This window comes from Arachnia propionica (assembly GCF_900637725.1).
GTDB lineage: Bacteria > Actinomycetota > Actinomycetes > Propionibacteriales > Propionibacteriaceae > Arachnia > Arachnia propionica.
This window is the reverse complement of sequence record NZ_LR134406.1, coordinates 1,430,129-1,454,153: the sequence shown is the minus strand read 5'-3', so window position 1 is coordinate 1,454,153 and position 24,025 is coordinate 1,430,129. Positions and strand designations below refer to the sequence as shown.

The following is a 24,025-nucleotide window of genomic DNA, read 5'->3' as shown; positions in this document are numbered from 1 at the left end:
TCCGGCCCCTCGTGCTCCCGAGATTTTCACTCGGCGGTTTCGCCCTTGAGCACCTTTCCGTTCGTGTGTCCCTTCAGGATGTCGAGCAGATCGATGCCGGTGGTGTTCTTGATCATCTCGACGGTCTGCAGCACGTTGTCGTTGACCTGGCGGGGCAGCGCAGCCGCCCCTTCCGTGGAGACGACGGTGAGTTTGTCGATGCTGCCCATGGGGGCGGCGACCTTCTCGGCGACCTGCGGCAGCACCTCGATGAGCATCTGCAACACCGCGGCCTCGTTGTAGTTCGCGAAAGCGGCAGCCCGCTTGTTCATGGCCTCCGCCTCGGCGGTACCGACGGCGAGGGCCGCGGCGGCCTTGGCCTCGCCCTCGGCGCGGACGGCGTCGGCCTCTGCGATGCGGCGTGCCTTCTCGGCCTCGCCGCGGCGCGCCCCTTCGATGGCCTCGGCCTCGGCGAGCGCGGCGCGGCGTTGTTTCTCACCCTCACCGGTGAGGCGTGCGGTCTCGGCCTGGGCCTCTGCGTTGGCGATGGCGGCCGCCTTGCGGGCCTCGGCCTCGAAGATCTCGGAGTTGCGCCGTCCCTGGGCCGCGGTTTCGGTCTCGTACCGCTTCGCGTCTGCAGGTTTGCGGACCTCGGTGTCGAGCTGGCGGTCCTTCAGAGCGGCCTGGCGCACGGCCACCTTCTCCTGCTCGGTGAGGATGGCCTGGTCGCGGTCGGCCTGGGCTAGCGGCCCGGCGGCCGCGGCCTGGGCGCGGGCGGCATCCGTTTCGGCCTTGATCTCGGCCTCCTTGAGCACCAGTTCGCGCTCCGAAATCGCGATCTCCTGTTCCGCCGCCAGCCTCGCCTGCTCCGCCTCACGACGTGCGTTGGCCTCAGCGATAGCGGCGATCTGGCCGACCTTGGCCGACTCGGGACGTCCCAGGTCGGAGAGGTAGGTGCCGTCGTCCGTGATGTCCTGGATCTGGAAGGTGTCGAGCACCAGGCCCTGACCGGTCAGGGAGGCCTCGGACTCGTCTGCCACCCGCTGGGCGAAGGCGGCGCGGTCACGGATGATCTGCTCCACGGAAAGACCGCCGACGATGGACCGGAGCGCACCCGCGAGGGTTTCCTGGGTGAACGTCTCGATCTCTTCCTGCTGCATCAGGAAGCGCTGCGCGGCGGCCCGGATGGAATCCTCGTTGCCCCCCACCTTGACGATCGCGACGCCGTCAAGGTTCAGTTTGATGCCCTGCCCGGAGACTGCGTTGCGGATCTGCACCATGATGCGGCGGCTGGACAGGTCGAGCACGTGCAGACGCTGGATCAGGGGAATCACGAAGACACCGCCGCCCATGATGACCTTCTGACCGGACAGGTCGGTGGAAACCAGACCGGTCTCGGGGTTGGTGACCGCCTTGCCCTTCTGGCCCGTGATGATGTAGGCCTCGTTCGGACGAGCCACCCGGTACCTGCTGGCAATCAGCCAGATCACCAGGGCGATCAGTAGAACTATGCCGCCTACTCCGGTGACCAGGGAGGAGAAATTATTCATGGATGTGCGAACCTTTCTGTTCAGTACTGGGGAGGTTCATCGGCGGTGGGACGAACCTCGACGGCCGTGGGGGACAGGACACCGGAAACCCAGACCGGGGTTCCTGCGGGGATCGGCAGTTCCGCCCGCGCCGCACGCTTGTGGGTGCCGATCCGGATTTCACCAAAACCACCTTCCGGAATGTCCGTGATGACGCGGGCCTCTGCCCCGACCAGGTGGTCGCTGCGAAGCGCCTGCCCGGTTTCCGCGCGTTTCAACCAGCGGGTGAGGGACACCGCTGCCCAACCGGCCAGGCTTCCTGCGACCAGACCGACCAGGGAGGCCAGCCACACGCTGTCCGTGAATTCATGAACGGCCACCCCGCCGAACCCGAAGGCCCCGACGAAAGCAGCGATGACCGAGGTGGAGAAAACCTCGGAATCCAGACCGTCGAAGTGAAGGGCGGAATCCAGCAGATCCCCCAGGATCAGGGACACCAACAGGACCATGACCCCTGCGATCCCGAGGATCAGGAAAACGCTCACCGTTGTCCCTTCCTGTTTTGTCCAGCGACCCAAATTTACCAAATCAGGGGTGCAGGCCCGGGTGCGTGCCACCCCGGGGCAGAGCGGGTGAAAAACGGCCGACCTCCCCGTCCGAATGGTTTCCCACACCCCGAGGTTCCCGTGTACCAGCCAGACCGGCCTAAAGAACCCCTGCCAGCGGGGCCTTCCCCGCGCAGGCGGATCGGATCTGGTGGCGCGGTCGTAAGAATCACCGTCTTCCCCAACATCTTCCAGGCGAATCGCCGATCCCAAGGTCTCGCAAGAAGAACCAGGGATGGCGCTCATTCCCAGTGCAGACGAATCGCCGAGGTGAGCCGCCACGGGTCGATGTCGCGCACCGCTCGCGTGATGCCCTCACCCTCGGGGCTGCGGGCGTACCGGACTTCCCCCTCCCCCACCCATCGCCGCCAGGCGAGCAGATAGGCGTCGGCCCGGTCCCTGTTGGAGGCGAGCACGCTCGGGACCGGATGCCAGGTTTCCAGAACGGTTTCCCGCCCGATCAGGCCGAGTCTCAACACGTCCCGGAGCCGGGGCGGGTCGGCGGTGAGACGGGAGATCAGGTATCGGGGTCGGGAAACGGGTTGCAACGCTTCGTCCAGCGCCTCCGCAAATCCGGCCGATTCCTCCGCGGGCACCCCGGACAGCCGGCAGCGCAGTTCCTGTCCTCTGATCTCCACCGCGACCGCCCCGGCTCCTGCACTGACCAGCCCGCGCGCCTGGAGGGCGTCGGCAACCGCCTTGGCCACCCTGCCGACACCGACGTTCGCCGCCAGCCCGGTGAGCCTGCGACCCGCCCGGATCACCCGGATCAGCAGATCCACTCCCGTCAACACCAGTGCGGCGGCCGCCCACCAGGACAGCCCCAGCACCGCCAGCACCAGGGCTGCGCCCAGCGCCCAGGGCCACAGCACGGGCCCCAGCCTCCGGGGCGCCGCATCCCCGAAGCCGCTTCCGGTCAACGGTTCCTTCGCCCTGGAACTCACCCGCACCACCGACACCTCCCGGCCGGTCCTGATCCGCGGGTCGTTCCATTGCTCCGTAACCCGGTCGCGTTCCCGGGAACGCCGGGCCGCAAGAACGTTGGCGGCCTCGATCCCGTCCGATTCCGGAGTCCGGAACTCGCTGAACTCATCGGCCAGGTGCGCCACCCCGTCCACCAGATCGCCCTGCTCGTCCGGGGCGAGATAACCACGGTGCTTGCGCACGAGACGACGCCAATCCGCGTCCCCCATCACCCCGTCGGCGACGCAGGCCACCGACCAGTTGATCGCGACCTTAGCCGGATTCTCCGGATCGCGTCGTAGGCTGCGCCCGCGAAGCTGAACCACGGCACCGGGCGTGGTTGCGCTGGTCAGGTCCACCAGGCAGTTGACGCCCGGGGCGTCCCATCCCTCCCCCAGCAGCCCACGGGTGCCTATCAGGAGCCTGGTGCCACCCATCTGGAAGAAATCGGTAACCACCGGCACCCACTGGCGGACATTCCAGCCGAGAACCCGCACCAACCCCTCCTCCTCCGCGGTATCCAAGGAGTGCCCGGGAAGCCGATCCGCGGCGAAGTCCATCAGCGCCCGGGAGCTCGACGGGGTTCCCGCGACGACCCCAGCGGTGACGAGCAACGGTTCGAGGCGCTGCCCGACCGGGTTCTCGGCCAAGGCCTTCAGGGTCTGCCAGGCCGATCCCGAATCCGCGGTCACCACGTCGCGCAGACCGTGTGGCAGCGCGGCCGCCCGCTCGAAATCGCACACCACCAGGGCGCGCAGGTCAGCGCCGAGGTTCTCCTCCTCCAGAGCCACTATCTCGGCCGCGGCGAGGGCCTTGGATGCGCTGCGGGCCAGTACCCGGTCCATGGTGGAGGCGGCCGCGCTGATGCCTCGCCGGGTCCAGCGGTAACCGATGGAGGGAAGAACCTCCCGGACCTCCAGGATCAGGGCGTGGTCCCGCGGGTCGGGGCTGTCGACCAACGGAAGGAGCCACTGGTTCAGTACCGCCACCCAGTCTTCGATCCCGGGATCGCGTCGGTGGCGCTCGCCGAACGCAACTCCGATGGGTGGTTCGGCGTAACCCGCGTGGGCGAGGCGCAGCAGGGCATCGGTCAGGCGTTCATCCGTGGCCGCGAGTTCCTCCCAGGAGACGTTGGCCTGCAGCTTCGCCACCGCCTCGAAGAGTGGAACGCTCGCCCTGTCCGGGGCACTGAGATGGGTGAGCAGTTCCTGGACCCGCACCTGTTGCTCTCCCAGCCAGTCGCGTTCAGCGGCGGTGGGGCTCGTCAGCCAGCCGAGTTCCTGATAAGGGACCAGGTCACCGGCCGCCACCACTTGGGGAATGTTCGCGGAATACGTGATCTCGCCGAAGAGTTCGTTCTCCAGGGTGGCCTCCGCTCCGGTCAGAGCGGTTGCCGGAGTGGCCGTGAGACCCAGTACGACGGCGTCGGGCAACAGTCCAAGCACCTCGGCCAGCAGCCGGCCCCACGTCCGGAGCAAGTGATGGCATTCGTCCAGGACGATCATCAGGTTCTCAGTGGCTGCAAGCTCGGCCACCAAGGCTCTTCCGTTCGGGTGCAGACGAGCCAGCTGCGTGCTCCCACCGGAGTCGTCCCCGAAATTGGCGAGCGCCTGATAGGTCAGGCAGCGAACCTCCGGCACAGCGGCCTGCCACTGGCCACGAATGGCGATGTTCGGACTGAAAATCACACCGGTGCGCCCCGACTCGCGGATCGCCCGCACACCGACCATGGTCTTGCCGGCGCCCGGTGGCAGGACGATCCAACCCCTGGAAACCCCAGCCGAGATGCTCCGACGCCAGGCGTCGAGAGCCTCCCGCTGGTGCAACCTCAAGGGCATCAAGGTTCCGGAACGCTCTCTACCCGCCCATCGATGCGCTGCTCCCCGGCCCGGCCCATGTCAATCGATCCCGGCGTCGCGTTTCTCGGGAAGCAGGAAAGCGGCACCCGCGGCCAGCGCGAAGGAAACCGCGAAGACCGCGAAGGTGGTCACGATGCCTCCGCCGCCCATCAGCACCGGAACGAGCAGGGGCGCGATTATCGACGCGAGCCTACCCACCCCGGCCGCCGCCCCGGTACCGGTGCCACGCAGCGACGTCGGATACAGTTCGGGGCCGATGGCGTACAGCGCACCCCACGCACCCAGGTTGAAAAACGACAGGGCACATCCGGCTGCGATGATCATGCCCTCCGTTCCCGCGACCGCGAAACCCAGCGCGGAAAGAGCCGATCCGGCGAGGAACAGCGCCAGGGTCAGGCGGCGGCCGATGACCTCGATCAACCAGGCCGCCACGGCATATCCGGGAAGTTGGGCCAAGGTGATGATCAGGGTGAACTCGAAGGACTTGACCAGGGTGAAACCCTGCTTCACCAGCAGCGATGGAATCCAGATGAAGGCCCCGTAGTAGGACAGGTTGATGCAGAACCACACCAACCAGAACGCCAGGGTGCGGCGCCTCAGCTGCTTGGAGAACAGAGTGAGCCCGGTCGTCTCGATCGTCTCTCCCCGGTGTTTCGCGGCCTGCTCGGCGGTGTCGATCGTAGGGCCGTCGTAGGAGGTTTTCGCCGACCTCTCGAAACGCCCGACCGTCGCCTCGGCCTGCTCATAGCGTCCTGCGGTCTCCAGGTATCGCACGGATTCGGGGGTGCCGAGCCGGATCAGCAGCGCCCACAGGGCAGGCACGGCACCCAGTGCCAGCGCCCAACGCCATCCCTGTTCGGAGCCGGCCACCACGAAATACCCGATGATCGCCGACAGGATCCAGCCCACGGCCCAGAATGCCTCCAGCCAGATCACCACGCGGCCCCGGATCCGACGGGGGGCGAATTCCGAGATCAGGGTGGAGGCCACAGGGAGTTCGGCGCCGAGCCCCAGCCCCACCACGAAACGCAACAGCAGCAGGGCGGCCACCGAGGACACGACTGCCGTGGCCCCGGTCGCCAGCCCGTAGACCAGGAGCGTGAGCGCGAACACGGAACGACGGCCGATCTTGTCGGCGAGCAACCCACCGAATGTGGCGCCCAGGGCCATGCCGACGAATCCAATTGAAACGACCCACGACTTGGTGGCGTCGTCCAACCCCCACTGCTGCCCAAGGGCGACGATGACGAAGGAGATCAGGCCCACGTCCATCGCGTCCAGGGCCCACCCGACCCCCGATGCGCCCAATAATCTGCCGTGTTCGCGCGTCATGGGCAGTCTTTCCAGGCGTTCTGTCCTGGTCAGCATTTCAATTTTCCTCCGAATCTCAGCATTTCAATTTTCCTCCGAATCGGGGCAACGGGTGCCCGCCGCCGGCGGCGGGCACCCATGGTCGGCGTTGGGGTCAACGAGCGGCCGTACCCTCCACGTAGTCATCAGTACCGTGGTCCTTGACCCAGCTCATGAGCTTGCGCAGCTCACGGCCGGTGGCCTCGATCGGGTGGGCCTCACCCTTGGCGCGCAGTTCCTTGAACTCGGGGGCCCCTGCGTCCTGGTCCTCGATGAAACGCTTCGCGAAGGCACCAGAACGGATGTCATCCAGCACGGCCTTCATGTTCTCCTTGACATGCGCATCGATGATGCGCGGCCCGGAGACGTAGTCACCGAACTCTGCGGTGTCGGAGATGCTCCACCGCTGCTTGGCGATACCCCCCTCGTACATGAGGTCGACGATCAGCTTCATCTCGTGCAGGCACTCGAAGTAGGCCACCTCGGGCTGGTAACCGGCCTCGACCAGGGTCTCGAAACCCGACTGGATGAGAGCGGAGACGCCGCCGCAGAGAACCGCCTGTTCGCCGAACAGGTCGGTTTCGGTCTCCTCCGTGAACGTCGTTTTGATACCGCCGGCGCGCAGCGCACCGATGGCCTTGGCGTAGGAGAGCGCCAGCGGCCAGGCGTTCCCGGTGGCGTCCACCTCGACGGCGATGATGGCGGGCACCCCCCTGCCCTCGGAGTACTCGCGGCGCACCAGGTGCCCCGGACCCTTGGGCGCGACCATGCAGACGTCGACACCTTCCGGGGCCTTGATGTAGCCGAACCGGATGTTGAAACCATGGGCGAAGAACAGGGCGTCTCCGGGAACCAGGTGGGGGGCGATCTCCTCGGCGTAGAGCTTGCGCTGCACCTGGTCCGGGGCGAGTACCATGACGAGATCCGCCTCCTCGACGGCCTCCGCCACGGACACCACGCGCAGTCCCTCCGCCTCAGCCTTCGCGACGGACTTCGACCCCGGCCGCAGCCCGACCCGGACATCGACCCCGGAGTCACGCAGACTCAACGCATGGGCGTGTCCCTGGGAGCCGTAGCCGATGACGGCGACGCTGCGGTTCTGGATGACGGACAGGTCGGCATCCGAGTCGTAGAACATCTCAGCCATTTCTGTTTCCTCACTTTTCCTGGTGAATTACTTGGACTTGTGATCGGCAAGGGTCCTGGCCCCCCGCCCCAGGGCCACCTGTCCCGACTGCACCAACTCCTGGATGCCGTGGGGGGACAGCATCTCCAGGAGGGCGGCGAGCTTCTCAGGGCTACCGGTGGCCTCGATGGTGACGGACTCGGGACTGACATCCACGGCCTTTCCCCTGAACAGGCTCACCACATCGATGATCTGGCTGCGCGAGTGCACATCTGCGCGAACCTTGACCAGCACCATCTCACGGCACACGGTGTTGGGTCCGAGCTCCAGCACCTTGCGGACCTCGATCAGCTTGTTCAGCTGTTTGACGATCTGTTCCAGAACGGATTCGTCCTCGACGGAGGCCACCACCGTCATCCGGGAGATCTCCGGACGCTCGGTGGGGCCGACCGCGAGCGAGTCGATGTTGAAGCCACGACGGGAGAAGAGGGCGGCGATCCGGGTCAGGACACCCGGCTTGTTGGAGACCAGAACCCCAAGGGTGTGCATGCTCACAGTTCTTCCTCTTCCCACACTGGGGCCATGTTACGGGCCACCTGGATTTCATCGTTGCTGACCCCCGCGGCCACCATGGGCCACACCATCGCGTCCTTGTGGACGACGAACTCCACCACGACGGGGCGGTCGTTGATTTCCAACGCCTTCGCGATGCACTCGTCCATCTCGGTCTCGTCGGTAGCACGCAGACCGACGCACCCCATCGCCTCGGCGAGCATCGGGAAGTTCGGGAGGTGTTCGGTGTGGAGGTCGGTGTTGGAGTAGCGGGAGTCGTAGAACAGGGACTGCCACTGCCGGACCATGCCCAGCGCATGGTTGTTGATGATCGCGATCTTGATCGGGATCCGGTTCAGGGCACACGTGACCAGTTCCTGGTTGGTCATCTGGAAACAGCCATCGCCGTCGATGCCCCACACCACCTTGTCGGGCTGAGCCACCTTGGCTCCCATGGCCGCGGGAACGCAGAACCCCATGGTGCCCGCGCCTCCGGAGGTGAGCCATTTCATCGGCCGTTCGTGGGGCAGGAAGTGCGCCGCCCACATCTGGTGTTGTCCGACCCCTGTGACGTAGATGGTGTCCTCGGGGCTGAGCTGCCCGATGCGCTGGATGACCTCCTGCGGCGAGAGCTTCCCATCCGGTGCCTCGTCCCAGCGGGGTTGGTAGCGTTCCTTCATCCTGCCGAGGACCTGTAGCCACTCGTCTGTGTCGGGTGCGCGGACGATCTCCTTGGCGAGCAGGGCCAAGGTCTGGCGACAGTCACCCACGATCGGCACGTCGACCGCACAGTTCTTGCCGATCTCGGCCGGGTCGATGTCGGCGTGGATCACCTTGGCGTTGGGCGCGAAGGAGTCCAGCCTGCCCGTGACCCGGTCATCGAAACGGGTGCCGATGGCGATGAGCAGGTCGGCGCGCTGAAGCGCACCCACGGCAGCGACGGTCCCATGCATCCCGGGCATCCCCATGTGCAGCGGATGAGAGTCGGGAAGCGCACCACGAGCCATCAGGGTGGTGACCACGGGTATCCGGGCCTTCTCCACCAGGGCGGCGAGTTCCTCGAACGCCTCCGCCTTGACGATGCCCCCGCCGATGTGAAGGACGGGTCTCCTCGACTGCGAGATCAGTTTCGCGGCCGCCCGGATCTGGCGGACGTGCGGTTTGACGGTTGGTTTGTAACCGGGCAGGTCCAGTTCCTCAGGCCAGTGGAACGGGGCCTTCCCGACCAGCGCGTCCTTCGCTATGTCGACGAGCACCGGCCCGGGTCTTCCCGTCGCGGCGATGTGGAAGGCCTCTTTGATGGCCAGGGGAATTTCGTCGGTCTCCTTGATCAGGAAGCTGTGTTTCGTGATCGGCATCACGATCCCGCGGATGTCGGCCTCCTGGAAGGCATCGGTACCGATGGCGGTTCCGTTGACCTGCCCGGTGATGGCCACGAGCGGAGTGGAATCCATGTAGGCGTTTCCGATCGCGGTGACCAGGTTCGTGGCCCCGGGGCCGGATGTGGCGATGCAGACCCCCACCCTGCCGCTCGCGATCGCGTAGCCCTCGGCCGCGTGCCCGCCGCCCTGCTCGTGGCGCACCAGGATGTGACGGATCCTCGAGTCGAACAGCGGGTCGTACGCGGGAAGGATCGCCCCGCCGGGAATCCCGAAGGCCACCTCTACCCCGGAACGTTCGAGAGACTCGACGAGCGCCTGCGCGCCCGTCAGCAATTGGCCGTCTGCCCTGGACATCGCTCTCCCTTCGATTGCAGCCCGGACTTGTTTCGTTCAACAAAAAACCCTCGGCGCCATCTGGCACGCGAGGGGGCGTCTCGATGATGAATCGAAACGCTGTCAAACGATTACGAGCTGACTGTTGGTCATGCGCCCAAGGATTGCGGGAGGCCCGGATGCTGTCAAGCGACGCCCCCCGTGCATCCTGAATGTTGAGACGCCACCCACCCGGCCGATCGGGTCGCCACCCGGACGACACGCCCGCCACGCCGCGCCCGAAACCCATTCCGCGACCCCCGGGAACCTTTTCCGCAAGATTCCCGCACCCTCCGCGGATCTTCGGCAACTCCCCGGCGGAACCCTCAACCTCGATCACCACTCGAGGGTTTTCAAAATAATCCCACAAACTCATTGAATCCGCTTCTGACTAGGGGGTTCGCTTATTCATGCCGGGAAATGCGCAGGAGCTTCGGCTTGAGCTTAGAGGTTCGTATTCCTAGCGTTCCGGATTATCCGGCCCGGATCCACGAGAAAGGACAAACGATGATCGACTCCCCACGAAAGAGCCGCACGCTGAGGCTGTTGCGCGACTCGGCCATCGGGTTGGTGCTGACCGCCCAGCTGACGGTCATCGTTCCCGCCATCTTCCCGGACGGCAGGGCCGAGGCCGCCGGCAGCAACGTCACCGCGAGGGTGGCCGTGAACGTCCGTTCCGGCCCGGGGACCGATCACTCCCGCATCGGAGTGCTCTATCCCGGTGAATCGCTGTCCATCCGGGGTTCCGCCGCCAACGGCTGGGTTCCCGTCACCTGGCGCGGCCGGAACGCCTGGGTGGCCTCGGCCTACGTCACCGGGTGGGATGCCGGCGAGCAGGGTTCCTCCACCGGCGAGAAGGGTTTCGCCTGGACGAGGGTCAAACTCAACGCGCGTAGCTCCCCCTCCCTCAGTGCCGGCGTCCGGACACTCCTCGACAAGGGCACCCGGGTTTCCCTGACCGGTCGGGTTTCGGGGCGGTGGAGTCAGATCGACCTGAACGGCGGCACGGCCTGGGTGGCTACCCGTTACCTGGACTCGTTCACCCCCGAACAGGCAATGCCCACCCCCGATTCAACGTCCGTTTCCGCAACCAGCGTGCCCGAGACAATCGGTTCCCGCTGGGGAAGCGCCGAACTCAACCTGTGGACCGCCGCGCGCGGGGACCGGTTCGTCGAGGTGGCACCGAAGGGCACCGAGTTCAAGGTCACGGGCACCGTCTCCGGCGGGCGCGCCCAAGTCGTGTGGAAGGGCGCGGTGCGCTGGGTGACCGCCCGCCACCTGACCGACAGCGCCCCCGCCAAGTCGTCCGCCTCATCCGGTGGGGAGACCTGCCTGGCCTCGTTCTACAGCGATGACTCCGCCACCGCTTCCGGTGAGCCCTTCGACCAGTGGGCGATGAAAACGGCCCACAAGACGCTGCCTCTCGGCACCAGACTGCGGGTGACCAACCCCGCGAACGGCAGGACCGTCGAGGTGACGGTGAACGATCGCGGCCCCTACGTCGCCGGCCGCTGCCTCGACCTGACCACTGGTGCGTTCAAGGCCATAGCGGACACCCGGCAGGGGGTCGCGAGGGTCAGCTACGAGATCATCGGCTGAGAACACGACCATAATCGTCGACGGATCCAGGGGCCGTGGAATAGTTGAGCCATGGTAGACACCGCAGCGATCGCTGCCATCAATCTAAGACTGAATCTGCTGGGGCTACGGGTTCCGGAGGCCGTCGACCACTCCGAGGGGTCCGATCTGGTGCGCCCGATACTGGCGCGGCAGCGCGAACTGGACCGGCGGCTCTCGCACCGGCTTCCCGCGGTTGATGGCCGCGTCCAGGCATTCCTGGATTCCTACCTGGAGGGAACCGGAACCTCCCCGAAGCTGCCCCGGCAGACCTTCGTGCTGGATCAGGCCGGACTGGCCAGGACATTGTCGCTTCCCGTCGGGGCTGACCAGTTCTCCTCGGAATACCTGAGCAGTTACCGCTTGGTCAACGGGGTGCTGCACAATCCCCTGAACGATCGCCGCACCACCAAGGGTGTCTTCCATGTCGCAGAGGGCGGCACGGCAGTGCAGGATGACAAACTGGCGGTTCCCCGGGAAGTCTACGGGCGCCTGCTGGAGCACGCCCTGAACCCGCCGACGGACTTGATGGTCCTGCCCTACTGCGCGGGCGACGAGGCCCCCGCCCAGGCGTGGGTGTCCGTGCTGCTGCGTCCCGTGGTGGTTCCCCACGTCCCGGGTTTCGCGCGGGAACGCAGCCTGGAGGTGCGTTTCTTCGCGCCTGGCACGTTGGTGGCGAACCTTGACTTCGTGGAGAGCATTTTCGGCAACGGGGGCGATCCCTACCTGCCTGACAACGACGCCTCCCTGAAACCCCGGGGTTGGACGGGACACACGGGCGCGGTGATCCTGGCCCCGCACCTGACGAAACTGACCAAACGGGAACTCGGCCTCCCCCACCACGACGACGCGACGCCGCGCCAGCGCCGCGACGGTATGTGCTGGCAGGACCCGGAGGAACTCTACAACGGTGGAAGCGCGTTCAAGGTGTGCGCCCGCGACGAACGCGGGGTGATTGTCACCGTGATCGCGGACAATTACTTCGGGTACTGCAAGAAGGAAGTCAAGGCCCAGATCAGCTACTCCGCCAACCTGCTGGGCCTGGTTGAGGAGGAACACGCCGGCGGCGCCATCTGCTTCCCCCGCTACAACCTGGGCCAGCAGTTCACCGACAACTACGCCGATCCCAGTTACCGGCTGGCCGACATCATCGCCCGCGACCCGCAGCGTTTCGTCTCCCAGCCCGAAGGTCACGCCTTGGACCTGGAGAACGAGCACATCGTCCTGGTCCCCGAACGCTCCACATACAGCCTGCGTGACCAGACCGTCACCTGGGAGGTAGACGGCTGCAGGGGCCAGATCCCGCTGCACGCCGACAAGGCATACGTCGGGCCGGATGGTTATCTCGTGCGGCTGCACCACCTGGAGGCCGACGGTGCCCAGTGGACCCTGGTCGGAACCGCCCCGAGGGCCACCCACTGCCACAAGCCCGCCACGGTCTCGGGAGGCGGCAAGTCCGAGATCTCCAAGGCCATCACCGACGCCGTGATCACCGGCGACGCCTACGTCCGGGATTTCGACGAGGACATGGCGACGGTCACCCGGATCCTGGACCACGACTTCAGCCACCGCTTCGCGGATCCCGCCCGGAACGGCCACGACGCCCGGCCCGTGCTTTCCGACCGGCGTTCCGTGGGTTCGGTGATCAAGCTGCTGACCCCGAGCCGCGACTACAACGACGAGTACAACGCGTGGCTGGAGGCGATCCCCAACCACGTCAAGGAACTCGTGTTTGTGGTGAAACGGTTCTACCGTCCGGAATGGGGCGAGGACTGGGCCAGCCATTTCACTGTCGGCATCATCAACGGGCGAAAAGGAAGCTCGCTGCGCCTCGACGGGGAGAAGATCCGCGTGAACATGCTGCGGGTGGGATTTGCCCCTGACGGTTCGTGGCGGCTGTTCGGGCTGCGCCACGACTTCCAGCCCGCAGCGAAGGTGCAGACCGAGGACGACATCACTGCCAGCATCGTCGTGCCCCCCCGCCCCTCGGGCAGCGAGCTCTCCCGGAAGTTCGTCACCAACTGCGAACAGCTGCTGTTCCAGCGCCCCGACGATGCCATCCACCGCGGCTACGACAGACAGGCGGAGTGGGACATCTCCCAGCCCGGGACTTTCCTGTCCAATTTCGAGCCGCTCTCACGCCAGGACGCCCAAGCGCTGGTGGACAACGCGATCGAGTTCAGCCAGTTCACGGCCCCCGTGCAGGAACTGATCCGCTCCTTCGCTGCCTCGGCCTCCCCCTCACCCGCATGGTTCGTGAGCTCGGCCCATCCGCGCCTGGTCAAGGGCAAACCATCCAAGAACCCCCGCTATCTGCAGCGCCGCCCCGACATCACCAAACCGGAGAGCACCGCGGAAGCGGAGCTAGCCGCCCGGCTGCACCGCAAGCTGCCGATGACCCAGGAGTTGCGCCTGCCGGTGGACGTGGTGGCCGCGGGCCGTAGGAACAACGCCGCCGAGCCCGGTATCCCACCGCTTTGCGCCTACTCCCCCCTGCACTACATGGAGCTCCCGGAACTGTTCATGGAGTTCATCAGCTCCATGACCGGCAAGTCTCCTTCCACGACGGGAGCCGGTTCCGAGGGGGCCATGACCAAGGGCCCCTTCAACGCTCTTCCTTCGGTCATCGACCTGAACGCCGCCTTCCTGTCCTTCGCGCTGACCGGTTACGACGGGTGGCTGTCCAGCGCCGGGGTGGTGGGTCCGCACGTCAGGGTCGATCACGACATCAGCCTTCTGGTTCCCGAGGTCTTTTCCCGAATGTCCGACGCCGAACGCTGCGCGGCGAACCTGATCGAGGAGGGCTGCCTGGAACGCGTCGAGGACTATGAGGTGGGCGGCGAGCTGATCCTCGCCTCCCGGCTCGGGTACCGCATGACCGAGAAGTTCGCATCCAAGTACTTCGGGCGGATCTTCCTGCACCCCCATGTGGTCTTCACCCCCGAGATGCTGCGCCCCGAGCTGCAGGATCCGGAGATGTTCGCCGAATCGGTGCGCACAATCTCAGCCACTCACGCCCGGGTCGCGCAGACGTATTTCGACGACGGCACCGTGGCCCTGGCGGTCCCCCCGGTGCGTGCACTTCTCGAGATCATGGCCACCGGTCACACCCAGGATGGCCTGACCCTGGACGACGCCCCGTTCCGAGAACTGTTCAGCCGTGATTCCGTGCTGGCTTCCGGATGGTACGCGGAACGCGTTTCCGCGCTCCGCGAGGTGGAGCTGGCCCGTCTGGAACGCTCGCTGGGTTCCATCGACGCCTTCACCGCCAATGAGCTGCACGGCCCGACCGCCGAACGTCTCGGCCTCGCGGCGCGGCGCGCCTCGGTGGAGTCGCGGATCGAAGAGCTGAATCAGGTTCCCGACCTGCTCTGGGGAACGATCGGACGGCAAGTCACTTGGCGGCTGTGATCCCATCACCTCAGGGAGCCGGTTTCACCGCCCTCCCCCGAAACCGGACGAACGTGCACCACGTGGTGGCGGCGATCGTCGTCTTCACCATGACCGTGTCCGCGTTGGTCTGGCTGACACGCCCCATGGGGAACTCCCGGAACGGCGAACTGATCCCGGGGGACGGCGTCCTGTCCAGCCACATGGACGGGCACACCTGGGTGACCCGGGAACATGCCATCTCGTCCCTGGCCCAAGTTGTGTCGAGCGGGCCCGAGCACATCGCGTTAGCCATGAGATCCGAGAACATCGGTGACGCGGAGCGGACTTGGTGGCGGGAGTTGACGACCCGCACCTCCGTATCCGGCGTCGAAAGGCAACTGACCCTGCGAAGGCTACAGGCCGGGAACGTGGAGCAGACCTTGGTGATCGGGCCGGGCACGGAGTTGCGTGTCTTCAAACCGGGCCTGCCCGAGCTCCCCGCGAGTACACGGCCCGGTTCGGCGTGGAAGGCCGAGGGACGGGTGCAGGTGTCGCATGACCTGCAGACGATGACAGAGACGGGGTGGCGCTACCAGGCCAGGGCCTCCACCCCGGAGGATCCGGGACAGGCCGCCCCGGGGTGTCTCCGGATCACCTCCGAACTCGAAATCGACGGGAGGATCGAGAACACGGACCGAACCTGGTGTCCCGGGCTGGGGCCCGTTCCTTCCGCATCCCAACAGCCGGTTACGGTGCCACCGCTCACCCTGGCCTCTGATCTGGACTGGCGGGTGGAGGACTGGAACCCGACATCAACCTCCCTCTCCCAGCGTGAACCCGTAGTCTGGCCCGTCGAGTTGCCACCGGTGGGTAATCGCGACGTCATGGTCGTCGCCCATCGAACGGCCGGGGACCTGTTGTTCATGGGCACGAACGACAAGACCTTCCGCGCCCATCCCGGAGGTTACGTAACGTCCCTCACCCGACAGGGCGACCTGATCCTGGTCACCACCACTACCCCGAACGCCACGGGCTACGACCTGCAGGGACGGCCACGCTGGCGCACCCGCCTACCCGACACCGTTCCCTTCGCCCCAGACTGGCGGGAGGGCAGGGTCGTGATGGTGGACGCCAGCGGGACCGTGACGGCACTCGACGGCGCCACGGGATCCATCCTGTGGCAGCAGGAGCTGGACGCAGGACCCACCGCCAAAGCCATTTGGTGCGGCGATCACGTCGTGGTCCCCACCAGCGACGGTTTGACGGGAATCAATGCCCAGTCCGGCGAAACGGCCTGGTCCCTGGACCTTCAGGAGCGCCCCAATTCAGTGGCCTGCATCTCCGGTCACGTAGTGGCAGCGGCCAATCCGAGGCTGGTCGTGGCATCCCCGGACGGGAACCTCCTGTCCGCCCACACCATGGCCGAGGACAACCTTGGTGAGCTTCTCAACGTGGACGACACGTTGGTGACGCTGAGCAGGAACTCCATTCGCGGGTTCACCTTGGGCGGGGATGAGCTGAGAGCCACTTGGAGGGTCGGGGGGCGGTTTCATTCAATGGTGACGGACGGTCATGTAATCGCCGCGCTGAGTTCCGACACCCTGGTCGCCCTGGGTTCCTCGGGCGGCCAGCTCGGCTCGTGGCCCATGACGGCGGCCACCCCCGCCACCAACCTGAGCCTGGGGACACTGCAGCAGGGAGTCGCCAGCCTGGGAATGGACGGCATAGTCAGGAAGTCATCATGATCAGGGCGTTGAAGCAACTCTGGCGAGGAATCGTCGTCCGTCCCTTGGTCACGGGTTGCGTCCGGCCATCCGGATGGCCTCCCGTGGTCAAACTCCTCGGGGTCATGCTGCTCATCGTCTTCGTCCTGTCCGTGATCCACATCATCGCCACGCCGCTGCTCAGGGGAAACGGTGAGCTGCAGCCCTTTGGTTCCCTGGGGTTGTTCTTCCCCCAGGCCTCCCTGCCCTTGGTCATCGCCGGCATATGGCTCTCCACGACGTTGCTGCACACGGCAGCGCTGCACTCCGGCTGGTTCGTCCGGTTGCTGGCGCTACTGCTGTTGGCGGCGTCGCTTCAGGTCGCCTTCGTCGTGGCATCAGACAAAAATTTCTGGTGGTTGTCCCTGCTTGCCGCAGGCCTGTTGTTGCTGCTGCACCTGCTCCGGTTCCGTCGCAGCTACTCGGATTGGGAACCCCTCGTGGTAGGAGTACTCACGGCCCTGCTCATCGGGGCGCCGTTGCAGGCCGTTCTCTCGGGGATATCGTTCGGTTTCGACATACGACTCATGCTGTTGGCCATCCACCTCCAGGTCCTCCTCATCGTCGCAGTGATTCCGCTGACGGTGGCGGGCGCGGCCCTGGCCCAGGTTTCCATCCAGGCGGGCTTGTCCCTCGGGTCGGTGACCAGCCGTTCCCTGTCACCGCTGTGGACGTGGCTGGTCCTGATCGCGATCCTGGCCTGGCGCACCTTCGCGGTGCTGCGTGATCTGGCGGACATCCCGCCGCAGATGTTGTCCGCCAAGCTCCTCTGGACCCTCCTGTCGCTCAGCATCACCGCCCTGCTTCTCTGGCTGCTCCTGTCCTTGGCCGGGCGACACGCGGACGATCCCCTCGAAACCCTGCTGGAGCCCTTCTCCCAGGTCAGCTATCTGCTCGTTCTGGGCACCACGCTGTGGCTCTTCATCCCGGTCCTGGCACACACCACCAACACCGCGCTGACCTCGCTGGGGCAACAGAACCCGGATTGGCTCATCGCCTTGGCGGACAGCAGTTCCATGGCCAATGGCAACCCGTGGAGACGGCTGCTGAGCGGGTTGGGGTTGCTGGTGGTGGGCGTGGTCCTGACCCGTGGACGCGGCCGATGGCAGGTGGGGGCGCTTGCCGCGGCCTTCGCGGTTCCCCAGGCGCTTCTGCTGCTGACCGGTCTCCTGCCCAACTGGATGAGCCCCGACCTCGATCGGTCCGCGACCGCCCTGTGGTTGCAGATCTCCTTCACCGCGGCGGTCATCCTTGTCGCGATTCGGCGCGAGTTCACCAGAGAACGCGCGCGCATGCTGCTGACGGTCGGGGCCGTGCTGGTGGTTCACGACCTGCGTTTCATACTGGACGACCCACTGAGCTGGGTGGTGGGTTTCTCCTCCGTGGCCGTGCTGCTCTTCGGTCTGACCTGGCGTCTGCTGACCGATGGCGAGTTCACTCACGCGGACACGAAAACCCTGCCTCGCACCACCCGGGTGCTGCTGTATCTGGCGAATGCCGGTTTCGCCTGCACCCTCCTGCTTTTCAGCACGCTGACACGGGACACCACCGGCTACTTCGACCTTGAGGTCTGGGAGAAGCTGGGTGACGATGTCTTTGCTCCGCCTCTGCTCATAACCGTCGTGCTGCTGGGCCTGGCGAAAACCATCGCACCGGACACGATCCGGTTTCCCCCACCCCCAGTTCCCGCTCCCCCGCTTCCTGTGTACGGGCCCGGAGTGGGACCAGTCGTCGGCAGGGTTCCATGAAACCGAGTTCCTGATCAGGCCGGCGGTCATTTTTCCGACCTTTCGTTTCAACCGGGACGAGACGATGTGCTGGATGGGGGGGTCAACGCAAACACCGAGGCGAGGGCATCATCAGCGCACCGAAGCCCAGGAGACGGACCGAATTCCCGGATCCCGGGAGCCGGGGGATCTGTCGACGTCGGGAGGCACCGTGCTTCACGCGGACCGGTGGAGGCTGGTGGCAACAGCCGTGGCCACCAGGCCCCCTGCCCGCCGCAACCGGTCGCCGGGATCCTGTCTCCTGGACATCCGGGGTTCCAATGCCGTTTCTGTGAAGTCGCTGGCCCCGATCGGAACGGCCGGTCATCCCCCGGGCAGTCGCCATCCCGGCCCGATGTCCTCGAGCCAGCCCAGTTCGGTGAGTTCCGCGGCCGCGGCAATCACCTCGGGCACCGTCATCCCGGTCGCGACCGCCAGTTCAGTGGCTCCCAGCGTCGTTCCCGCGGGAACGGCCTCCCTGACGGTCCTGAGGGGAGCGGACAGGGAATCGATGGGCCGGTCCTCTCCCCGCAGCGGAAGTTCCTCCTGAGTCCCCAGAGGGGACAGCAGGGCGGTCACGTCCGTGGCCGAGGTGACGAGCGTGGCCATTGACTCCCGGATCAGGTGATGCGGGGCCACGGACAGCGACGACGTGACCGGCCCGGGCACGGCCATGGTCACACGGCCCAGCTCCGCCGCCCAGGAAATGGTGTTGCGAGCCCCGGAACGGGCTCCCGCCTCCACGACCACGGCGCCGCTTCCGAGGGCCGCGATCAACCGGTTCCGTCCGAGGAAACTGGCCCGCAGCGGATGAGTTCCCGGAGCCAGCTCCGTGATGACGGCACCGCTCGCCTGGATCTGGTTGCGGAGCCCGTGGTGACCGGCGGGATAGGTCTTGTCCACTCCCGTCGCCATCACGGCCAGGGTCAGGCCTCCCACCCCCAGCGCACCGCGGTGGGCGGCGCTGTCGATACCGAAAGCCAGCCCGGAGATCACCAACCACCCGGATGCGCTGAGATCGGCCGCCAACTCTCCGGCCACGTGCAGGCCGTAGCCGGTGGCAGCACGTGCCCCGACAACCGCAACGGCCCGCGGCATCCTCAACAGTTCCGGGTTCCCCGCAACCCACAGCCCCAGCGGCTGCCCGCCCTGGTCTCCCAGCTGGCACATCCCGAGGTCGGACAGGGTGTCCGGCCAGAGCTCGTCCCCGGGAACGAGGAAACCGGCACCGCTCCGGGTGGTTGCGGCTTCCAGCGCCTCTGGATCAACGCCTTGCGCACGACGCCCCAGGGATGTGGACTCCCCCTGTCGCCGAATGGTCTCCCACACATCCTGGGCCCCGTGGGTCTCGACGAGATGGGCTAGCCTCGGATCGGCGGCCACCTGGAGTGCGCAAAGGGCCATGCGGGCCCTGCGTTCCGCCATGTTCGTCACGCCGCCTCCTGGAATGCACCCTGCCTCAGTTGCATGGCCACGCGCAGGGAGGCCGCGGAGATCCGGTCCTCCCCGGCCAGATCCGTGACGCTCCACGCCAGCCGCAGCACCTTGTCCACGCCACGGGCACTCAGCAGGCCACGGTTCAACGCCCGTTCCAAGGGAGACAGATCCTCCGGCAAGGGCAGGTGCGAGCGAAGCCACGGGCCGGACACCTCACCGTTGGTACGCCAGGGTGTGTCCCGAAGCCGCATCGCCTGTCTTTCCCGCGCCTCCAGAACGCGCGCGGCGATTCCTGCGCTGGACTCGGGCTGTTCCTGGGCGCCTCCCAGGAAGGAACGGTGCTGGGGCAGCATGTGGTGCCGGATGTCGATCCGATCCATGATCGGCCCCGACAGCCGTTCCTGGTATCTCCGTACCGCCGTGGGAGAACAACGGCATTCACGGCCCGTCACCCCGTGGAAACCGCAGGGGCACGGATTCGCCGCCAACACCAGCTGGAACCGTGCCGGGTAACGCACCTGCACGGCCGCCCTGCCTATGGTGATCCAGCCGGACTCGAGCGGGGTGCGCAGCGCATCGAGAATGCGAGCCCCGAACTCGGGAGCCTCGTCAAGAAACAACACCCCCCGGTGAGCCAGGGAAATGGATCCGGGACGCACCAACCGCACTCCCCCACCGATTATCGAGGCCGGGGAGGACGAGTGGTGCGGATCCGCGTATGGCGGTTCGATCAGCAGACCCCCGCTGAGATCCATCCCGGCAAGCGAGTGCAGGGCTGAGACCTCGACCGCTTCCTCGCCGTCGAGACAGGGCAGGATGCTGGTCAGCCGCGCGGCGAGCATGGTTTTCCCGACCCCAGGGGCTCCGTGCAGGAACACGTGGTGCCTACCGGCAGCCGCAACCTCCATGACCCAGCGGCCGTCGAGATGCCCACGCACATCCCGGAAATCCAGCGGGGGCCGTTGCCCGGGATTCGTGCCTTCCTCTACGGGAAGTTCCCAGCCACCCAACGGCGGTTCCCCGTTCAGCACGGCGACGAGATCCCTCAAGTGGCCGACGGCCCACACCGTGACCCCGGGCACCAGCGAGGCCTCGGCCTCCTGGCTGGCCGGGACGATTACCTTGTCGAACCCGCTTCGCACGGCGGCCAACACGGCCGGCAGGATTCCCGGTACCCTGCGCAATCTGCCGTCCAGCCCCAGCTCTCCCAGGCACACGTGATTCCGAGCGGCCTCCACCGGCACCTTCTCGATGGCGGCCAGGGCGGCCGTCGCTATTGCCAGGTCGTAATGGGTACCGGTCTTCGGCAGGTTCGCCGGGGAAAGGTTGATGGTCACCAACCCGTTGGGCCAGGGCAACCCGGCCCCGGTCACGGCCGCCCGGACCCTTTCCTTCGCCTGCGAAAGCGCTGCATCCGGCAGGCCGACGAGCACAGTGCGGGGCAGGCCACCCCCCTCGGCCACCTCGACCTCGACCATCGCCCCCTCCAGCCCGTTGAGCGCCACGGACCAGGCCGACGCGGTACTCATTCCTCGATCCCCCGGACGTGGTTGACAACAGGTTCCTGCCCGGGACGCAGCAGCACCCCGATGGCATCGATGCGCAGCCGATCCGCCCGGATCCTGTGCTCGGCGAGCCACAACAGGCTAAGTTGCCGGAGTTTGCTGCGCTTGCGCCACGTGATCGCTTCGAGGGGGTCCCCGAAACCGAGTCCTGAACGACACTTCACCTCGATGAACACCAGGGCCCCGGCGTGCGGGTCGTGGGCGATGATGTCAAGCTCGCCCTCGTTGCACCGCCAGTTTCGGTCGAGCACCTGCCATCCGATACCGACCAGATGCTCTACGGCGTGTTCCTCCCCGATCCGGCCGATCGCCCGGGTCTTTCCACGAACAACCACAAGATCACCTCCTGCCCAACACTCTGGGCAGGAAACCGGGTCCGGCGAACCATTTCCACAGGCCCTCTTTCCCGGCGCCGATGAGGAGGTCGTCTGAACGGAGCCCGGCGGGAAACAGGCCCCACCGCTGGCCCAGGCCTTGTTGCGAAAAATGCTGTCCGAGCGAGGACTCACCGGGTGGGATGAACCGGTGACCCGTCAGCGTGTTCCTGTACCGGGCGCACCGGTCACGATGGCGGGGCGTCGGATCGCTTAACCCAGTGCACCACAGCCGGGCATGACTCTCGGAACAGGGTCTAGGTCTGGTTGGGAACCGGGAGGTCGGAGTGGGTGATCTCCTCGATCGAAACGTCACGGAAGGTCAGGACCTTCGCGCTCTTCACGAACCTGGCCGGGCGGTACATGTCCCACACCCAGGCATCCCCCATGGACACCTCGTAGTAGACATCGCTGCCCTCGGTACGCACCTTCAGGTCGACTGCGTTGCACAGGTAGAACCGTCTCTCGGTCTCCACGGCATACGTGAAGATGCTGACTACGTCCTTGTACTCGTGGTAGAGATCAAGCTCCAGCTTGCTCTCGTACTGTTCCAGGTCTTCCGTGCTCATGGTGCCTCACACTCTAGCCGCATCGGGTACGCAGGCGTAGCTGAGGCGGTGGATGGGGCTCGGCCCGAGCCGCTCCAGGGCCTTCTTGTGTGCGGCGGTGCAGTATCCCTTGTGCACGGCGAGACCGTAGCCGGGGTATTCCTGTTCGTAGGCGACCATGATCGCGTCGCGCTGAACCTTTGCGACGATGGACGCGGCACTGATGCAGGCCGCCACCTTGTCCCCCTTCCAGATGCCCAGCCCCGGTGTTCCCAGACCGCTTACCGGGAAACCGTCGGTCAGGACGAAGCCCGGCCTGACCTGTAGCCGGGCCACGGCCCTGCGGAGCCCCTGAAGATCGGCCTCGTGCATCCCGAGCGCATCGCAGTCGGCAGGTTCGACCCGGGTCCAGGCGACCGCGACGGCGCGTTCCATTATCCGTTCGCAGAGTCCGGCCCTGCGTTTCGGGCCCAACGCCTTGGAGTCGTCGAGCCCCTCCACCGGGCGGGCGGGGTCCAGGATCACGGCGGCCGCCACCAGCGGGCCGGCGCAGGCGCCGCGACCCGCCTCGTCTGCCCCGGCGACCGGACCGAAACCCGCCTCCCTCAGGACGTCCTCGTATGCGCAGGCGCCGCTCAACACCCTGCCGGGGCCTCGATGATGGTGGGTTCCGCGGGTGCTTCCCGCTCAGGTTCGGGGATCTTCGCGAAAGTCTCCGGCACCCGGAAAGTCGACAATCTGTCCAGCGGCGCCACGACGGCCACCGCCGCCCCCACCACCTTGTTCTTGGGTACGAACGCAGCCGATCCGGCCTTCCTGCCGTCCCGGGTGTCCCTCAAGTGGCAGCGGGAATCCGCTGACGCATTCCGGTGGTCCCCCAGCACGAATATGTGATCGGCGGGAACAATGACGTCGAACGACATGGTCGAGGGCGCCACCTGAACCCCATTCTCGGAATACAGGTACTGCGACTCGTCCAGCGCCTCCCCGTTCACGGTCACGGCCCCCTCCGCAGTACAGCAGGCCACCCGGTCCCCGGGCATGCCGATCACGCGTTTGATGAGGTACCCCGCACCCGAGTTCGGCAGCACCCCGATGAACTCGAGGACCTGCTCCATCTGCGTGTGCTCCGGCTGCGGTCCCGAAAGCCAGCGCGCGGGATCTTCGAAGACCACGACATCGCCACGCTGGAATCCCCCGAACTTGGCCACCAGGACCCTGTCCCCCACTTTCAGGGTGTTCTCCATGCTGCCGCTCGGGATGCTGAACATCTGGGCCACGAAGCCACGCAACACGGTGGAGATCAGGAGCGCACCGACGAGAATGATGGCGACCTCCCCGACCCCGCTGAAAAACCTTCGGGAGAAGGATCGTGGTTTCTCCTGCGTGGCCCCGGTGCTGGATTCCTCGGTGTTTTCCAACGCAATCGCCTTCCTGGGAAAAACAAACGGCCCGCGCCGCCGGGTATCACCCTACAAGCGCGGGCCAAGCAAACACCCTCAGGCGCGCTTCTCCTTGATTCTGGCTGCCTTACCGCGCAGGCCGCGCAGGTAGTACAGCTTGGCGCGACGCACGTCACCGCGGCGCTCCACCTCGATCTTCTCGATGATGGGGCTGTGAAGCGGGAAGGTGCGTTCCACCCCCACGCCGAGGCTTATCTTGCGAACCGTGAAAGCCTCCTGCACGCCGCTGGCGTTGCGGGCAATCACGACTCCCGCGAACACCTGGACACGGGACCGGCCACCCTCGATGACCCGCACGTGCACACGCACCGAGTCACCGGGGCGGAACTCGGGGATGTCAGAGCGCAGGGAGGCCTGGTCAACGGCCTTGATCAACGGATTGGTCATGATGTCCTCGTCAGTG

At 66.3% G+C, this 24,025-nt stretch carries 18 protein-coding genes; 4 read left to right on the top strand and 14 right to left on the bottom strand.

Annotated features, from left to right (window positions below):
• Positions 1–26 precede the first annotated feature (26 nt).
• The 7 genes from EL272_RS06325 to EL272_RS06295 form a co-directional block, all read right to left on the bottom strand.
• Positions 27–1,529 (bottom strand): flotillin family protein, encoded by a 1,503-nt coding sequence (locus tag EL272_RS06325; RefSeq protein ID WP_014846390.1) that lies wholly within the window; start codon positions 1,527–1,529, stop codon positions 27–29.
• 20 nt (positions 1,530–1,549) lie between these two features.
• Complete coding sequence (locus EL272_RS06320) at positions 1,550–2,053, bottom strand: NfeD family protein (protein ID WP_014846389.1); 504 nt, start codon at positions 2,051–2,053, stop codon at positions 1,550–1,552.
• A gap of 302 nt (positions 2,054–2,355) precedes the next feature.
• A complete protein-coding gene (locus EL272_RS06315; protein WP_159424524.1) occupies positions 2,356–4,908 on the bottom strand; it encodes a DEAD/DEAH box helicase family protein in 2,553 nt (850 codons plus the stop codon).
• A gap of 66 nt (positions 4,909–4,974) precedes the next feature.
• Complete coding sequence (locus EL272_RS06310) at positions 4,975–6,303, bottom strand: MFS transporter (protein WP_014846387.1); 1,329 nt, start codon at positions 6,301–6,303, stop codon at positions 4,975–4,977.
• Positions 6,304–6,400: 97 nt separating this feature from the next.
• The gene (gene ilvC / locus EL272_RS06305) at positions 6,401–7,432 is read right to left on the bottom strand and encodes a ketol-acid reductoisomerase (protein ID WP_061787045.1); all 1,032 of its coding nucleotides are present in this window, start codon (positions 7,430–7,432) and stop codon (positions 6,401–6,403) included.
• 27 nt (positions 7,433–7,459) lie between these two features.
• Positions 7,460–7,960: an acetolactate synthase small subunit gene (gene ilvN / locus EL272_RS06300; RefSeq protein ID WP_014846385.1), complete on the bottom strand. Its 501-nt coding sequence runs from the start codon at positions 7,958–7,960 to the stop codon at positions 7,460–7,462.
• Positions 7,961–7,962: 2 nt separating this feature from the next.
• Positions 7,963–9,699, bottom strand: a complete 1,737-nt coding sequence (locus EL272_RS06295) for an acetolactate synthase large subunit (protein ID WP_061787046.1) — start codon at positions 9,697–9,699, stop codon at positions 7,963–7,965.
• Positions 9,700–10,224: 525 nt separating this feature from the next.
• On the opposite strand from EL272_RS06295, the gene EL272_RS06290 reads away from it, so the two are divergent.
• From EL272_RS06290 to EL272_RS06275, 4 genes are read left to right on the top strand one after another with little or no spacing between them, the layout of a single operon-like run.
• The gene (locus EL272_RS06290) at positions 10,225–11,316 is read left to right on the top strand and encodes an SH3 domain-containing protein (RefSeq protein WP_061787047.1); all 1,092 of its coding nucleotides are present in this window, start codon (positions 10,225–10,227) and stop codon (positions 11,314–11,316) included.
• 51 nt (positions 11,317–11,367) lie between these two features.
• Positions 11,368–14,745 carry a PPi-type phosphoenolpyruvate carboxykinase family protein gene (locus EL272_RS06285; RefSeq protein ID WP_061787048.1) on the top strand — a complete coding sequence of 1,126 codons (3,378 nt, stop codon included), beginning with the start codon at positions 11,368–11,370 and terminating at the stop codon, positions 14,743–14,745.
• Positions 14,742–16,451 carry an outer membrane protein assembly factor BamB family protein gene (locus EL272_RS06280; RefSeq protein ID WP_041696373.1) on the top strand — a complete coding sequence of 570 codons (1,710 nt, stop codon included), beginning with the start codon at positions 14,742–14,744 and terminating at the stop codon, positions 16,449–16,451. Before EL272_RS06285 ends, EL272_RS06280 begins: the two co-directional genes overlap by 4 nt.
• Complete coding sequence (locus EL272_RS06275; RefSeq protein ID WP_014846380.1) at positions 16,448–18,217, top strand: hypothetical protein; 1,770 nt, start codon at positions 16,448–16,450, stop codon at positions 18,215–18,217. The genes EL272_RS06280 and EL272_RS06275 overlap by 4 nt, the downstream gene beginning before the upstream one ends.
• Positions 18,218–18,559: 342 nt before the next feature.
• Here EL272_RS06275 and EL272_RS06270 read toward each other — a convergent pair whose 3' ends face one another.
• From EL272_RS06270 to rplS, 7 genes are all read right to left on the bottom strand, one after another.
• Positions 18,560–19,660 (bottom strand): DNA-processing protein DprA, encoded by a 1,101-nt coding sequence (locus tag EL272_RS06270; protein WP_073969972.1) that lies wholly within the window; start codon positions 19,658–19,660, stop codon positions 18,560–18,562.
• Positions 19,661–19,665: 5 nt separating this feature from the next.
• Positions 19,666–21,201, bottom strand: coding sequence for a YifB family Mg chelatase-like AAA ATPase (locus EL272_RS06265; protein ID WP_061787049.1), 1,536 nt, complete (start codon positions 21,199–21,201; stop codon positions 19,666–19,668).
• On the bottom strand, positions 21,198–21,572 hold the full coding sequence (locus EL272_RS06260; RefSeq protein ID WP_014846377.1) for a YraN family protein: 375 nt from the start codon (positions 21,570–21,572) through the stop codon (positions 21,198–21,200). Before EL272_RS06260 ends, EL272_RS06265 begins: the two co-directional genes overlap by 4 nt.
• A 296-nt stretch (positions 21,573–21,868) precedes the next feature.
• Positions 21,869–22,180 (bottom strand): DUF2469 domain-containing protein, encoded by a 312-nt coding sequence (locus EL272_RS06255; protein ID WP_014846376.1) that lies wholly within the window; start codon positions 22,178–22,180, stop codon positions 21,869–21,871.
• Positions 22,181–22,186: 6 nt separating this feature from the next.
• Positions 22,187–22,801, bottom strand: a complete 615-nt coding sequence (locus tag EL272_RS06250; RefSeq protein WP_014846375.1) for a ribonuclease HII — start codon at positions 22,799–22,801, stop codon at positions 22,187–22,189.
• Complete coding sequence (gene lepB / locus EL272_RS06245; RefSeq protein ID WP_014846374.1) at positions 22,795–23,580, bottom strand: signal peptidase I; 786 nt, start codon at positions 23,578–23,580, stop codon at positions 22,795–22,797. Before lepB ends, EL272_RS06250 begins: the two co-directional genes overlap by 7 nt.
• Before the next feature lie 78 nt (positions 23,581–23,658).
• Positions 23,659–24,009, bottom strand: coding sequence for a 50S ribosomal protein L19 (gene rplS / locus EL272_RS06240; RefSeq protein WP_041697379.1), 351 nt, complete (start codon positions 24,007–24,009; stop codon positions 23,659–23,661).
• Positions 24,010–24,025 lie beyond the last annotated feature (16 nt).